We start from the raw sequence: 13,324 nt of genomic DNA on the forward strand, positions 1-13,324 counted from the left end.
CCCGGTGACCGCACCCACCGCGGCGCATCTCGTCGTCAACAGCCGCATGCTGCACTTCTGCTGGCTGCCGGCGGACGCCGAAGCGGTGGCGGCGATGCTCCCGGACGGCGTCAAGCCGCTGCCCGACCAGCCGGTCTCGATGAACCAGTACGTCGTCGACGATCTTGCCCAGACCTCCGGCACGGGGGCCTACTCGGTCACCTACTTCGGCATCGACCTGGACGGCTCCCCGGGCGGGGCGGTCACCGGCCCGATCCGGTGGTGGGACCACTACCTCACCTCCAGTCCCCAGATCCGCTCGTACGCCCGGTCCCGGGGGGTGCCGGCCCGGCCCGGCGTCACCACGATCGACGTCGACCGGGGCAGAGTGGTGGCCGTGACCGAGGTCGACGGGGTTCCGCTGATCCGGACGGTGGCCCGGGCCGGCCACTGCGGTGACCGGGTGTGGCGCGGCGAGATCAACTATCTGAGCCGGTTCGAGAGCCGGTGGGTCGTCGGGCAGTATCCGTACGTCATGGAGCCGGTCGACGATTTCGAGGTCGAGTCGGTCGAGTTCCTCCGCCCGGACCACCCCGTCTACGCGCTGCGCCCGGCCAACCCGCTGGAGCTGTACTGGGGGTCCTACTCGCCCCGGTCGTCGTTCGCCTGCCCCGGCGGGGAGACGGCCCCGAGGTGACCGTCCGCCGATCCGACCCGGTGCGGCTGCGCCACTGGTACGCGGACCGGCTGCGCCGCGAGGCCAGGGCCACCCGGGCCGAGGTGGTCCGGGCGTTCGCGACGGTGCCGCGGGAGATGTTCGTGGCCGACGGGTTCGTCGGCCGCGACGGCCGCCGGGTCGGGCCGGGCGACGACGGGTTCCTCGCCGCGGTGTACCGCGACGACGTGCTGATCACGAAGGTGCGGGACGGGACGCCGGTCAGCTCGTCGAGCCAACCGTCGCTGATGGCGGCGATGATCGAGGCGTTGGGGCCGGTCGAGGGGCTGCGGGTGCTGGAGATCGGCGCCGGCACCGGCTACAACGCCGCGTTGATGGCGGCCGCGGGCGCCGAGGTGACAAGCGTCGACGTGCAACCCGACGTGGTCGAGCGGGCGCGTACCTCGCTGGCCGCGGTGGCGCCGGTGGTGGCCGAGGCGGCCCGGGTCGAGGTCCGGCTCGGCGACGGCTACCTGGGCGCGCCCGACGCCGCCCCGTACCACCGGGTGATCGTGACGGTGGGGGTCAACGGGGTCTCGCCGCACTGGCTCGACCAGCTCGCGCCGGGCGGGTTCGCCCTGGTGCCGGTGGGGCACGTCGGCAACCATCCGGTGCTGCGGGTCGGCCGGACGGCCGCCGGCGACGTCACCGCCGACCCGATCTTCCCGGCCGGCTTCATGGCCGCCGCCGGGCCGCTGTCGGCCCGCTATCCGGGCGCGCACCCGGAACCGCCCCGGGAGCCGCTGGCCGCCCCGACCGTGCGGCGGCGGCCGCGGTGGCGGCGCGGCCTGGGGCTGTACCGCTACCACGACCTCTGGTTCGCGGCCGGCGTCTGGGACCGGCGGGTCACCTTCGCCGGCATGCTCGGCGGCCACGGACCCGGCGGCTGCGCCCTGGTCGACGGGGCCGGCGACGGCGGTGCCCTGCTCGGCACCGACGGCGCGATCCTGGCCACCGGCAGCCGGGACCGCTGGTACGCCGCCCAGCTCGGCCTCCTGCTCGACCGCTGGGTACGCCTCGGCGAGCCGGCCATCACCCGCTGGTCGACGACGATGGCGCCCGGCGGCGACCCGGATCAGCCGATCCTGGTGCCGGCCGCCTGGACGCTCACCGACCGGGTGTGAAATCGGTCGCCCCGAGGTGGTTTCCCGGGTGCCCGCAGGGTAAGTCGACTCCCGAGGTCGCCGAGCGTGGCCGGGCTCAGCAAACCACCCAGGGGAGGCCAGAATGACAAGCGAGACCATGGACAACGATCGGGAACAGACACCGCAGGTGGTCGAGAGCGAGCGGGGGGCGCTCGTCGCCGTACTGCTGATGGTGGTTCTCGGTGTGGCGGGGATCTTCGCCGTCTCGGCGTGAGGCAGCGGGACCGGCAGCCGGCCCCGCCCCTCGTGAGGTAGTGGGACCGGCAGCCGGCCCGACCCTCAGGGCCGGCTCTGGCCGCCGGAGTGCGGCACCCGGGCCGCCGGGATCACCCCGAGCCGCCCGGCCTGGTAGTCCTCGAACGCCTTGACGAGTTCGTCGCGGGTGTTCATCACGAACGGGCCGTAGTGGGCGACCGGCTCCCGGATGGGTTCACCGCCCATGATGTAGAGGTCCAGCGCCGGGGTGGCGGTCTCCTGCCGCTCGTCCGCGGTGACCCGGATCGCCTCGCCCGGACCGTGCACGGCGAGCTGGCCGGTCCGCACCGGCCGCCGGTCGGTGCCGACCGTGCCCCGCCCGCCGAGCACGTAGACCAGGGCGTTGAAGTCCGACCGCCACGGCAGGTCGACCTCGGCGCCCGGCTGGACGGTGAGGTGGGCGATGGTGATCGGGGTGTGGGTCGAGCCCGGGCCGGCGTGCCCGGCGACCTCACCGGCGATCACCCGGATCAGCGCGCCGCCGTCCGGGGTGGTGAGCAGTGCCGCCTGGCGGCCGCGGATGTCCTGGTAGCGGGGTGGGTTCATCTTGGCGACCCGGGGCAGGTTCACCCACAGCTGCAGCCCGTGGAAGAGCCCGCCGCTGACCACCAGGTGCTCCGGCGGCGCCTCGATGTGCAGCAGGCCGCTGCCGGCGGTCATCCACTGGGTGTCGCCGTTGGTGATCGTGCCGCCGCCGCCGTGTGAGTCCTGGTGGTCGAAGATCCCGTCGATGATGTAGGTGACGGTCTCGAAGCCGCGGTGCGGATGCCAGGACGTGCCCTTCGGCTCGCCGGGGGCGTAGTCGACCTCACCCATCTGGTCCAGGTGGATGAACGGGTCCAGCTCGTGCAGGGGTACGCCGGCGAAGGCCCGGCGGACCGGGAAGCCCTCGCCCTCGAAGCCGCTCGGGGCGGTGACCAGCCGGCGGACCGGCCGGAATTCGGTGTCCGGGCCGAGCTTGGGCAGCCTCGGCAGGACCAGGACGTCGTCGACGGTGATCGCGGGCATGAGGGCACTCCTAGCCGGTTGTGGTGAGGTCGGTGGGGTGGGTGGTGTCGGTGTTGCCGGCGCGCAGCCGCTCGCCGAGTCGGGTGAAGATCCGGGCCAGGAAGGCGACCTCGGCCTCGTCCAGGTCGTCCATCAGGTGCCGGCGTACCGACAGCAGGTGGTGCGGGGCCGCCTCGCGCAGGGCCAGCAGCCCGGTGGCGGTCAGCACCGCCTCGCTGCCGCGCCGGTCGTCCGGGCAGGCCTGCCGGGTCACCAGCCCGCGCCGCTGCATGGCGGAGATCTGGTAGGTGAGACGGCTGGGCGAGAAGACCAGCCGGCTGGCGAGCTGCCCCATCCGCAGCCGGTGCCGGGGCGCCTCGGAGAGCAGCACCAGCACGTGGTAGTCGGCGAAGGTGAGGTCGCTGTCGGTGCGCAGATCCTCTTCGAGCCGGGTGAACAGCCGCTGGCTCGCCTCGATGTAGCTGCGCCAGGCGGCCAGCCGAGCCGGGTCGAGACTCTCTGCCATGCCCCCGAGAGTAGCTCTCTTTCAAATCCGAAACAAACATCCAGGGGTACGGCTTCAGAGTGCTGAAGTCTCGTCTTGCAGGTTTGAAGGATCTGCCTAGCGGAAGGCGCGGCGGCCCTTGGAGATGGCGAGCACCGCCACGGCGATCAGGGCGACCACACCGATGATCACCAGCCAGCGGACCGCCTCCAGCAGGAGGCCGAGCAGGACGAGAATGGCGGCGATCACGCCGACGACCATGAGCATGGCCCGCATGGCCATCCCTCCCTTGCGCTAGTTGTCCCTCTTGGCGCCTTCCATGCCTTCTGAACCGATCGCCCGGACCGGTCCCGGCTGCCTTCCCAGCGTCGCGCCCCCCAATCACCGCCCGGCGGTGCCGGCGGGCGGTCATAAGCTGGTGGGGTGGACGAGCTTGAGCTGGCGGACTGGCGGGAGCAGATGGCCCGGCTCCACCTGTCGCCGACGGATCTCGCCGGCTACCGGGCCGCCCGCGACACCCTGTTCGCCGGTCATCCACAGTCGCCGATCCCGGTCGGCCAGCGGGCCGGCTTCACCGGACTGCGGTACTTCCCGGCCAGCGCCGAGGCCGTGGTCGACGTACCGCTGCGGACGGCCGAGGGGACCGAGGAGATCGACACCGGCGGTCCGGACGGTGTGGTGCGCTACCGGCGGGTCGGGGTGGCCGAGACGCCGTGGGGGCCGCTGACGCTGTGGTGGATCGACGCGTACGGCGGCGGGTTGTTCCTGCCGTTCCGCGACGGCACCTGCGGCGCCGAGTCGTACGGCGGCGGCCGGTACCTCACCGACACCGTGAAGGGCACGTTCGGGCGCGGCGTGACCGTGCTGCCCGGCGCCCGCCTGCGGCTCGACTTCAACTACGCCTACAACCCCAGCTGCGCGTACGACGACCGCTGGGCCTGTCCACTGGCCCCGCCGGAGAACCGGCTGACGGCCCGGATCGCAGCCGGCGAACAGACTTACCGCAGCGCTGGCAACTGACCGGCGGTCCGGTCCTGTGCCCGTCCAGCAGACCGCAGAGTGAGCGGTCCAGGTCTGCCATGAGACGACGGAACCCCGGACCACGACGGCCCGGGGGTTCCTGGTGGCTCTGGGCTACTTGACGGCCTGGACGAAGGACCGCCACGCGGTCGGCCCGAAGGTCAGCGCGGGGCCAGCCTGGTCCTTGCTGTCCCGGACCAAGACGCGACCTGAGATGTTGTCGGCCACCTCCACACAGTCGCCGGTGGTGTTGCTCCGACTGGACTTCCGCCAGCGGGGGGTTACGTCGCCCATGTGTCTGCCGCTTTCGTGATCAGTTCGAGGGACCGCTCCTGCGTTGGAGTGTAACGCCGAATCAGCTCCCACCGGCGTTCGAGGTCGTCGACCCGGTCGATGTCCTCGATCGCGTCTTCGTGCAGTGGTCCATCCACGAATCCCACCACGCGCCCATGCGTCGTCGCGAGCGCGAACGAGCCATCAAGCCCGATGTATGAGCCAACCTCCGCCGGGACGACGTAGACACTCACCGTGTCTCGGCGAGCCTCCGTCAGGGCGAGCAACTGTTCTCTCATCACCCGTGCGCCGCCCACATGGCGATACAACACGTTCTCGTCCAGGATTGCCGTCAACCGAACTGGTTTTAGGTCTCGGGTCAAGATCTCGCGCCGGGCGAGCCTGGTCGCGATGGCGTCTTCTGCCGCCGGCCCGGTGGTTGACGCCTCGATCAGCTCTCTTGCGTACGCCTCTGTCTGCAGGAGTGCTGGCACGACCGCGAGCTCGAAGTATCGCAGTAGGGTCGCCTCCTTCTGGCGCTCAAGCCAGGACTTCAGCCAGACCGGCGACGGGTCCACGCGCACATGCTCGTCGTAGTACTCGACGAACGCGGTACCGAACGCCCGATCGACGACGTCCAGATAATCCGGGGTTACCGGCCGTTCCCCGCGCTCGATTCCGCTCACCTGGGAAGCCGAGTAGTGGATGCGAGAAGCCCACGCTTCCTGGGAGAGCTTCAACAGCTCGCGCGTGATCCGGAGGTTCTTTACCAGAAGATCGCTTGCGGGCATAGTCCCTCGCATTCTCAGGCTCTACCGAGTCCGTGCGTTCGCATGGGCGGCGGTGATTGTCGATTCATCTTCCGCTCCTCTCGCCGCCTCGTCCAGAGTGGTCGGTAACCACGGGTCACCCGTCAGGGGCCGGGCGGATGGATGCCCTCCCGGCGACCCGATGGCCACCGGTCCGGCCGGTCGGGATCGCCAACACCCGGCCGGCTGACCGGACCCCCGCCGGAGGTTGCCCGAGGGGTTCCACATCCCTCCTCGGAGTGAGGGGCCGGCGGGGGCTCCCAGGTTCCCGGTGTCCGGGGTGTTGCTCCCTAGCGGCGCACCCCGGGCGCCGGCCCTCTACGAACCTCGCACCGCACCTGCCGACCCGACCGGAGGTAGCGCACATGGAGAAGAACGACGAAGAGCCGCGACCCCGCGCCGGTGGTGGCCGGCGGTGGCGGTCGATAAGCGATCGGCGGATCGGTGGGCACCACCCGCTGCCGGGGTGGGGGCGCCCCCGACTCAAGTGGATCGACACCGGGAGCGGCCCCGGGGTCGAGGTCCCGGAGGAGGACTCGGATCGGTGGAGGGTTCCGCCGTTCCCGACCGGGACACTGTCCGGTGGTTGGGGTCCACCGGTCGGTTGGGGCGGCTGTCTGGAGTCCGCGAACGACCCGCCCCGGGTCGCCCCGGACCACCGCGACCCGGACCGCCCGGCGCCGTCCGTGGGGCCGACCCACGGGCCGGCCGTGTTCCCGGACGCCATCCCCGCGACCGTCCAGGCGGACACGCTCCGGGCGCTACTCAAGCTGCACGAGGCAGCCGACGAGGACACCTGCCACTGCGGGTTGCCGCTCGGCGAGGAAACCGGCCTGTGCTGGTACGGCCGGCGGGCGCAGCGGGCGCTGTTCGAACTGACCCTTGACCACCGGGCCGACCACCCGGACGAGCCGGACGGGTGAACGCCCGTTCGCGCATCCAATCCGGTGCGGCCAAAGGGGCGCAGCGGCGGGACCAGCGACGCCCCCGCAGCCGCGGCGGGTCGGTCAGTTCGGGTCGCTGACCCAGCCGGCGACCAGCACGAGGCCGGTAGGCCGGTGCACGGCGAGGAAGCCGAACGGGCGATCGAAGTCGACCCGTACCAGCCGTTTCCGGGTGGTCGCGGCGGGCGGCGCGGCACCGGCCCGGGCGGCGATGGCGGTCACCGCGGCGGCCCGGAAGCCCAGCGGGCCGAAGGTCGCCGTTGCCCGTTGCCGGGCCTGCGAGACGACGAGCGGCACCGGGCTGATGCCCGGGAAGTGACTGCCGGCGGTGTCGGAGGTGGCGGTGGCGAGGCCGAACAGGGCGGCCTGCCGGAGCAGGTCGTGGTCGCCGTCGACGGTGAACGCCACCGTCGAGACGGCCAGCTCGGGCCGGTCGTCGCGGGCGGGCACCAACTGTTCGGTGACGCCGGGCCCGGCGGTCGGCTCCTCGGTCGGCTCGGCCGGGGCGCGCTCTCCGGGCGGCGTCCCGGTGCCGGCCAGCGCGCCGATCGCGGCCGGCAGCAGCCGGGCCGGGCCGAGCTCCGGTCGACCGAGGGTGAGCACCACGTCCACGTCCTGATCACCTGCGACGGTGAGCAGCGTGACCGGCCCGGCCGCCGGTGTGTCGGCGACCCGCAGCGCGGTGAGGTCGCTTGTGCGCCGGTGCAGGCCGGTCACCCGCCGGCCCCGCCACGGCCCCGCTCCGGGTTGGTACCAGCCCTCGCTGAACGGCTCCGCCCAGGTCGTCAGCACGGTCAGCGCGCTGGCCAGGACCAGCAGGGTGCCCCGGTTCACCGCGATCGGCATGGTCGGGACCAGTCCGTCGGTGTGCTCGGCGGCCCACCGGTCCAGGATCGGCTGGTCGACGGCGGGGTCGCCGGTCAGCGCGCCGCGCATGTCGGCAGGCACGTCGGCCCGCCACCGTTCGGTGAGCGGCAGGTCGTGGCGCGACCAGACGCCGACCGCCAGCCGGGTGGTGGGGGAGTCCGCCAGGTCGAACGGGGTGCCATCGGCGGCCACGGCGAGCAGTTCGGCGCGGGCCGGTCCGGCGGCGTGCCGGGCCAGCAGCGCCAGCAGCGGGTACGCCCCAGCACCCGACAGCACCGTCTGGGCGTCATCCAGGGCCGCCGCCCAACGCGCGGTGAGGCCATTGGCGGCGGCGACACTCATCCGGACTCCTACCCTCGAAGACCCGGCAACGCTCTCACACCCGTCGCCGTGAAGATCAGCGGACCGGCCAACCCCCGACGGAGGCCAGCATCAGCAGGAGCAGGAGCCGACCCCGGTGGCACCGGCTACCGGCGACCGTCCGCGCCCACATCGAGCTACTGGCCGGCGGCCGGGTGGTCGCCGCCCGCACTGTCCGGGCGGCTTCTCGCCCGGGCTCGCCTCCCGGCTCGCGCTCGCCGACGGCCGGCGGGTGGTCGCGAAGGCCATCGATGGCGAGCGTTGGCCGGGGGAGGTCGGGTTCTACCTGGCCGAGGCCCGGGTCAACGCCGTCCTGCCACCGACGGTCCCGGCACCCCGGCTGCTCGGCTCGTTCGACCACGATGGCTGGACGGGGATGGTGTTCGAGGACATCGACGGCGCGGAACCGTCCCTGCCGTGGGAGCGGGCCGACCTCGTCCGGACCGTCGCCGCCGTGGTCGGGATGTCCCGGGCGCTGACCCCGTCACCCGTCCCGGTCGGCCGGGACCATCCCCGGCTCGGGGGGTGGGCTGCGCTGGCCGGGAACGCCGCCGCGACCGCCCGGCTGGCCGTCGACTCGCCGTGGGCGGCGGGCAACCTGCCGGCGCTGGTCCGGCTCGAAGCCGACGGGCTGGCCGCGGCCCAGGGCGACACGCTTGTGCACTTCGACCTGTATCCGCACAACGTGCTGCTGATGCCCGACCGGGTGGTCTTCGTCGACTGGCCGCACGCCCGCCTCGGCGCTCCCGGGCTCGACCTGCTGACGCTCCTGGTCAGCGCTGCCGCGGACGGGATCGACCCGGACCCGATCCTGCGGGAGCACGGCGACGGGCTGCCCCTCGACGCGGCGACGGTCGACGCCCTCGTCGCGGCGCACGCCGGTTTCCTGGTGCGGGGCGGCCTGTCGACGATGCCGCCCGGCCTGGAGCCGATCGCTCGGGCCAAGCGTCGTCTCGGCCTGGCCGCCCTGACCTGGCTCCACCGCCGGCTGGCGGCCCGCCAAGTCCCGCCACCCATGATCAGTTGATGAAAACTCCCGGTTCAGGGCTGGAAGCCGGGACTTTTCATCATTCGATCATCGCGCGCGGCGGTGCCCGAGCAGAGTGAGGGCGGCGGCGGGGAGCCAGAGATAGCCGGGCCACAGCGCCAGCCGTTCGAACAGGCCGCCCAGGTCGGGTGTGTCGACGCGGGCCAGGAAGGCGACCGCACCGGCCACCGAGACGGCCCCCACCACCAGCGCCGACCGGGCCAGCCCCGGATGGGCGCGCCGGACGGCCAGCCCCAGCGCGAGCACCGCCAGCGGCTGCGCGATCAGGACCGGCATCGACACCAGCACGTGCAGGTCGACGTCACGGTCCAGCGGAACCAGCCCGGTGCCCACCGACCCGAGCCCCGCCACCACCCAGAGCCCGATCGCCACCCGACCGGCGACACCGGTCCCCAGCCGGCGGCACAGCAGCAACGCCCCGACGGCGAGGAACACGCCGAGCGCGACAAACGAAACGTTCATCAGGTCGTGCCACGGCGAACAGACCGGCACCGGGCCGAACCGGTACTCCACGGTGCCGCAGCGGGTCACCCCGAGGTCGCTGATGGTGTTGTCGAGAAAGCTGTACGGGGTGGTCACCCGGGCGGCGGTGAGGATCTCCACCAGCAGACTGACCGGCTGGACGACCCACAGCGCCGCGCCGAGGCGGGCGGCCGGGCCGGGTGACTGGCTCACCCCGCAATTCTGGCCCGGATCGATCGGATTCGCTTCCTGCCGGTCAGTTATCCACAGCGCCGCGATCGCCGCCGGGCGACCGGTCGGGTTGCCCATAGAATCCCCCGGTGGCCAACCCGACCGATCAGCTGACCGACGAACCGGCGCGGGTGCTGCGCCGGGTCTTCGGCTACGACACCTTCCGGGGCAACCAGCGGGAGATCATCGACCACGTCGTCGGTGGTGGCGATGCCCTGGTGCTGATGCCCACCGGCGGCGGCAAGTCGCTCTGCTACCAGATCCCGGCGCTGGTCCGCGACGGCGTGGCGGTGGTGATCTCGCCGCTGATCGCCCTCATGCAGGACCAGGTCGACGCACTCACCACCCTCGGGGTGCGGGCCGGCTTCCTCAACTCCACCCAGGACCTCGACGAGCGCCGCCGGATGGAGTCGGCCTTCCTCGCCGGCGAGATCGACCTGCTCTACCTCGCGCCCGAGGCGCTGCGCTCGGAGTACACACTACGGCTGCTCGACCGGGGCACGATCGCGCTGTTCGCGATCGACGAGGCGCACTGCGTGGCCCAGTGGGGCCACGACTTCCGCCCCGACTACCTGGCGCTGTCGATGCTGCACGAGCGCTGGCCGGCCGTACCCCGGATCGCCCTGACCGCGACGGCGACCACCGCGACCCGCGCCGAGATCGCGACCCGGTTGAACCTGCGCGACGCCCGGCACTTCGTGGCCAGCTTCGACCGGCCGAACATCCAGTACCGGATCGTGCCCAAGCGGGAGCCGCGCCGCCAGCTGCTGGAGCTGCTGCGCGACGAACACCCGGGCGACTCCGGCATCGTCTACTGCCTGTCCCGCGCCTCGGTCGAGAAGACCGCCGAGTTCCTGACCCAGAACGGGATCGCGGCGCTGCCGTACCACGCCGGGCTGGACGCCGGCACCCGGGCGGCCAACCAGCAGCGCTTCCTGCGCTCCGACGGGCTGGTGATGGTGGCGACGATCGCGTTCGGGATGGGCATCGACAAGCCGGACGTACGCTTCGTCGCCCACCTCGACCTGCCCAAGTCCGTCGAGGGCTACTACCAGGAGACCGGCCGGGCGGGCCGGGACGGCCTGCCGTCCACGGCCTGGCTGGCGTACGGCCTGGCCGACGTCGTGCAGCAGCGCAAGATGATCGACAGCTCGGACGGTGACCTGGCCCGCCGTCGGGTGCTCGCCGCCCACCTCGACGCCATGCTGGCGCTCTGCGAGACGGTGCAGTGCCGGCGGGTGCAGCTGCTGGCGTACTTCGGCCAGCAGGGGGCCGCCTGCGGCAACTGCGACACCTGCCTGGACCCGCCGGAGTCCTGGGACGGCACGGTCGCCGCGCAGAAGCTCCTCTCGACCGTGCTGCGCCTGCAGCGCGAGCGCAACCAGAAGTTCGGCGCCGGTCAGTCCATCGACATCCTGCTCGGTCGGGAGACGGAGAAGGTGGTCGCCCACCGGCACGACCAGCTCAGCGTCTTCGGTATCGGCACCGAGTTGACCGAGGTGCAGTGGCGCGGGGTGGTGCGCCAACTGCTCGCGCAGGGCCTGCTGGCGGTCGAGGGCGACTACGGCACGCTGGTGCTCACCGAGTCCAGCGCCGAGGTGCTGGGCCGCCGGCGGGACGTCACGATGCGCCGGGAGTCCACCCGCCCGGCGCCCGCCCGTCCCGCGAGGTCGCGGGCGGCCGGGTCCGCTGCCCCGGTCGCGGAGTTGTCGCCGGCCGCCGCGCCGGTGTTCGAGCGGTTGCGGGCCTGGCGGGCCGCCACTGCCAAGGAGCAGGGCGTGCCGGCGTACGTGATCTTCCACGACGCGACGCTGCGCCAGATCGCCGCCCAGTCGCCGACGACCCTGGCCGACCTGGGCGGGATCAGCGGTATCGGAGAGAACAAGCTGGCCCGCTACGGCCAGCAGATCCTCGACACCCTGGCCTCCTGACACCTGCCGGCCCTGTCACACCGTTGCCGACCGGCTCGTCCCAGGGGTGGCAACGACGCGTCGACGTACGGAGGAAACATGACCGCACCCATCCTGGTCACCGGAGGCACCGGCACGCTCGGACGGCCCCTCGTCGCCCGGCTGCGCGCCGCCGGCCGTCCGGTGCGGGTGCTCAGCCGGCGCCCGCCTGCCGCCGACTCCGGCGTCGAGTTCGTCACCGGCGACCTGGCCACCGGCGCCGGCGTCGGGGCGGCGGTGGCCGGCGCCGGGATCATCGTGCACTGCGCCGGCAGCCCCCGCGGCGACGAGCAGAAGACCGGGAACCTGGTACGCGCGGCGACCCAGGCGGGTCGCCCGCAGCTCGTGCTGGTCTCGGTCGTCGGGGCCGACCGGGTGCCGATGACGAGCCGTCTCGACCGGGCGATGTTCGGCTACTACGGGTCGAAACTGGCCACCGAGCGGATCGTGGCCGACTCCGGCCTGCCGTTCACGACGCTGCGGGCCACCCAGTTCCACGACCTGATCCTGACCATGTCCCGGCAGCTGTCGCGGCTGCCGGTGCTGCCCGCGCTGGCCGGCTTCCGGTTCCAGCCGGTCGACGCCGACGAGGTGGCGGCCCGGCTCGCCGAGCTGGCGCTGCTGCCGCCGGCCGGGTTGGTGCCGGAGATGGGTGGACCGCGGACGTACTCGATGGCGGATCTGCTCCGCGGCTATCTGCGGGCCGCCGGCCTGCGCCGGGCCGTCGTCCCGACGCCGCTGCCGGGGGCGGTGGCCCGGGCGTTCCGGGCCGGCGCCAACCTCGCTCCGGGGCCGGCGCTGGGCCGCCGGACCTGGGAGGACTTCCTCGCCGACGTTGTCGGGTCCGGACCGGCCGGTTATAGCCGGCCCGTCCATCGATAATCATCTTTACCTGTGGTGCCGGGTCCCCGGAGACCGGAGCACGCCGGCCGCGGGAAGGGGCGCGCGTGCGATCGACGAGAGCAACGGTGGCACTGGCCGCCACGCTGGTGACCGCGGTGCTGCTGCCGGGGACGGCCGAGGCGGCGGCGGCCGGGCAACCGGTCGACGGCTCCCGGCTGGGCAGATCGGGCGTGCCGGCCACTTCATCGGCGACTCCTACACCGCCGGCTACGGCAACCTCTCCGCCACCCGGGACTGCACCGGTGACGAGGTCAACGGCACCACGAACGCCGACCTCAGCTTCGGCGCCCGCACCGCCCGGCGGTTGAACGCCGACTACCAGCTCAACGCCTTCTCCGGCCGGGGCATGGTCCGCAACTACAACGGCGGCGAACCCGGCACCGACTACCGCACCTACTACGGTCGCGCGCAGCTCAACGTGGACGGCGACGTCTGGCGTGACCGCCGGTGGCGGCCGCAGCTCGTCGTCGTCGGGTTGGGCATCAACGACTTCTCCACTGCGATCAACCCGGCGAGCAGTGGACGCCTGAGACGCTGGCGGCGGCGTACCGCACCGCGTATCACGGGTTCCTCGACCGGCTGCGGGCGTGGTACGGCCCGGGTACGACGATCGTGGTCAGTGCGACGGACGTGGCCGGCACCCCCGCGCTCGTCGACGCCGCCCGACAGATCGTGGCGGAGCGCGCCGACCGGGGTGACCGCCGGATCCACTACTGGTACTACCCGGGTTCGGAACTCGACTACGGCGGTTGCCACTGGCATCCGTCGTCCCGGGACCACGAACTCATCGCCGACCGGCTGGCCGGGTTCCTCGTCGGCCTGCCGCCGCACTGGTAGCCGCAACGGCGCCGCGCCGGCAGCCGTGGCAATGC

General features: G+C 72.7%; 16 protein-coding genes. 9 read left to right on the forward strand and 7 right to left on the reverse strand.

Features of this window, described 5'->3' with window-relative positions; translation table 11 throughout:
- Positions 1 to 4 precede the first annotated feature (4 nt).
- The 3 genes from O7627_RS12855 (at position 5) to O7627_RS12865 (ending at position 2,053) form a co-directional block, all read left to right on the forward strand.
- Positions 5 to 676, forward strand: coding sequence for a hypothetical protein (locus O7627_RS12855; RefSeq protein ID WP_278093734.1), 672 nt, complete (start codon positions 5 to 7; stop codon positions 674 to 676).
- Positions 673 to 1,818 carry a methyltransferase domain-containing protein gene (locus O7627_RS12860; protein WP_278093735.1) on the forward strand — a complete coding sequence of 382 codons (1,146 nt, stop codon included), beginning with the start codon at positions 673 to 675 and terminating at the stop codon, positions 1,816 to 1,818. Before O7627_RS12855 ends, O7627_RS12860 begins: the two co-directional genes overlap by 4 nt.
- Positions 1,819 to 1,921: 103 nt before the next feature.
- Complete coding sequence (locus O7627_RS12865) at positions 1,922 to 2,053, forward strand: hypothetical protein (protein WP_278093736.1); 132 nt, start codon at positions 1,922 to 1,924, stop codon at positions 2,051 to 2,053.
- 65 nt (positions 2,054 to 2,118) lie between these two features.
- On the opposite strand, the gene O7627_RS12870 is transcribed toward O7627_RS12865, so the two are convergent.
- The 3 genes from O7627_RS12870 to O7627_RS12880 form a co-directional block, all read right to left on the reverse strand.
- The gene (locus O7627_RS12870) at positions 2,119 to 3,102 is read right to left on the reverse strand and encodes a pirin family protein (RefSeq protein WP_278093737.1); all 984 of its coding nucleotides are present in this window, start codon (positions 3,100 to 3,102) and stop codon (positions 2,119 to 2,121) included.
- Between the two features lie 10 nt (positions 3,103 to 3,112).
- On the reverse strand, positions 3,113 to 3,607 hold the full coding sequence (locus O7627_RS12875) for a MarR family transcriptional regulator (RefSeq protein ID WP_278093738.1): 495 nt from the start codon (positions 3,605 to 3,607) through the stop codon (positions 3,113 to 3,115).
- Between the two features lie 96 nt (positions 3,608 to 3,703).
- A complete protein-coding gene (locus O7627_RS12880) occupies positions 3,704 to 3,862 on the reverse strand; it encodes a hypothetical protein (protein WP_278093739.1) in 159 nt (52 codons plus the stop codon).
- Between the two features lie 147 nt (positions 3,863 to 4,009).
- Here O7627_RS12880 and O7627_RS12885 point away from each other — a divergent pair, with 147 nt between their 5' ends.
- Positions 4,010 to 4,606 carry a DUF1684 domain-containing protein gene (locus tag O7627_RS12885; protein WP_278093740.1) on the forward strand — a complete coding sequence of 199 codons (597 nt, stop codon included), beginning with the start codon at positions 4,010 to 4,012 and terminating at the stop codon, positions 4,604 to 4,606.
- Positions 4,607 to 4,720: 114 nt separating this feature from the next.
- Here the strand turns inward: O7627_RS12885 and O7627_RS12890 are convergent, their stop codons facing one another.
- Positions 4,721 to 4,900 (reverse strand): DUF397 domain-containing protein, encoded by a 180-nt coding sequence (locus O7627_RS12890; RefSeq protein WP_278093741.1) that lies wholly within the window; start codon positions 4,898 to 4,900, stop codon positions 4,721 to 4,723.
- The gene (locus O7627_RS12895; RefSeq protein WP_278093742.1) at positions 4,888 to 5,670 is read right to left on the reverse strand and encodes a helix-turn-helix transcriptional regulator; all 783 of its coding nucleotides are present in this window, start codon (positions 5,668 to 5,670) and stop codon (positions 4,888 to 4,890) included. Before O7627_RS12895 ends, O7627_RS12890 begins: the two co-directional genes overlap by 13 nt.
- A 383-nt stretch (positions 5,671 to 6,053) precedes the next feature.
- On the opposite strand from O7627_RS12895, the gene O7627_RS12900 reads away from it, so the two are divergent.
- Entirely contained in the window at positions 6,054 to 6,611 is a 558-nt protein-coding gene (locus O7627_RS12900; protein ID WP_278093743.1) for a hypothetical protein, read from the forward strand.
- An 84-nt stretch (positions 6,612 to 6,695) separates the two neighbouring features.
- Here the strand turns inward: O7627_RS12900 and O7627_RS12905 are convergent, their stop codons facing one another.
- Entirely contained in the window at positions 6,696 to 7,841 is a 1,146-nt protein-coding gene (locus tag O7627_RS12905) for a serpin family protein (protein ID WP_278093744.1), read from the reverse strand.
- Between the two features lie 115 nt (positions 7,842 to 7,956).
- Here O7627_RS12905 and O7627_RS12910 point away from each other — a divergent pair, with 115 nt between their 5' ends.
- Positions 7,957 to 8,886, forward strand: coding sequence for a phosphotransferase (locus O7627_RS12910; RefSeq protein ID WP_278093745.1), 930 nt, complete (start codon positions 7,957 to 7,959; stop codon positions 8,884 to 8,886).
- A 48-nt stretch (positions 8,887 to 8,934) separates the two neighbouring features.
- Here the strand turns inward: O7627_RS12910 and O7627_RS12915 are convergent, their stop codons facing one another.
- Positions 8,935 to 9,582, reverse strand: coding sequence for a DUF998 domain-containing protein (locus O7627_RS12915; protein ID WP_278093746.1), 648 nt, complete (start codon positions 9,580 to 9,582; stop codon positions 8,935 to 8,937).
- A gap of 107 nt (positions 9,583 to 9,689) precedes the next feature.
- Between O7627_RS12915 and recQ the strand changes: the two genes are divergently transcribed.
- The 3 genes from recQ (at position 9,690) to O7627_RS12930 (ending at position 13,289) form a co-directional block, all read left to right on the forward strand.
- Positions 9,690 to 11,531 (forward strand): DNA helicase RecQ, encoded by a 1,842-nt coding sequence (recQ, locus tag O7627_RS12920; protein WP_278093747.1) that lies wholly within the window; start codon positions 9,690 to 9,692, stop codon positions 11,529 to 11,531.
- A 78-nt stretch (positions 11,532 to 11,609) separates the two neighbouring features.
- A complete protein-coding gene (locus O7627_RS12925; protein ID WP_278093748.1) occupies positions 11,610 to 12,431 on the forward strand; it encodes an SDR family oxidoreductase in 822 nt (273 codons plus the stop codon).
- A 468-nt stretch (positions 12,432 to 12,899) separates the two neighbouring features.
- Positions 12,900 to 13,289, forward strand: a complete 390-nt coding sequence (locus O7627_RS12930; RefSeq protein ID WP_278093749.1) for a hypothetical protein — start codon at positions 12,900 to 12,902, stop codon at positions 13,287 to 13,289.
- The last annotated feature ends 35 nt before the right edge of the window (positions 13,290 to 13,324 follow it).

This window comes from Solwaraspora sp. WMMD1047 (assembly GCF_029626155.1).
In the GTDB taxonomy this organism is placed as follows: Bacteria; Actinomycetota; Actinomycetes; order Mycobacteriales; family Micromonosporaceae; genus WMMD1047.

Coding starts and splice junctions, on each gene's coding strand:
- O7627_RS12880 (WP_278093739.1), bottom strand. CDS start 3,862: ATGCGGGCCATGCTCATGGTCGTCGGCGTGATCGCCGCCATTCTCGTC.
- O7627_RS12890 (WP_278093741.1), bottom strand. CDS start 4,900: ATGGGCGACGTAACCCCCCGCTGGCGGAAGTCCAGTCGGAGCAACACC.
- O7627_RS12905 (WP_278093744.1), bottom strand. CDS start 7,841: ATGAGTGTCGCCGCCGCCAATGGCCTCACCGCGCGTTGGGCGGCGGCC.
- O7627_RS12895 (WP_278093742.1), bottom strand. CDS start 5,670: ATGCCCGCAAGCGATCTTCTGGTAAAGAACCTCCGGATCACGCGCGAG.
- O7627_RS12925 (WP_278093748.1), top strand. CDS start 11,610: ATGACCGCACCCATCCTGGTCACCGGAGGCACCGGCACGCTCGGACGG.
- O7627_RS12865 (WP_278093736.1), top strand. CDS start 1,922: ATGACAAGCGAGACCATGGACAACGATCGGGAACAGACACCGCAGGTG.
- O7627_RS12870 (WP_278093737.1), bottom strand. CDS start 3,102: ATGCCCGCGATCACCGTCGACGACGTCCTGGTCCTGCCGAGGCTGCCC.
- O7627_RS12900 (WP_278093743.1), top strand. CDS start 6,054: ATGGAGAAGAACGACGAAGAGCCGCGACCCCGCGCCGGTGGTGGCCGG.
- O7627_RS12875 (WP_278093738.1), bottom strand. CDS start 3,607: ATGGCAGAGAGTCTCGACCCGGCTCGGCTGGCCGCCTGGCGCAGCTAC.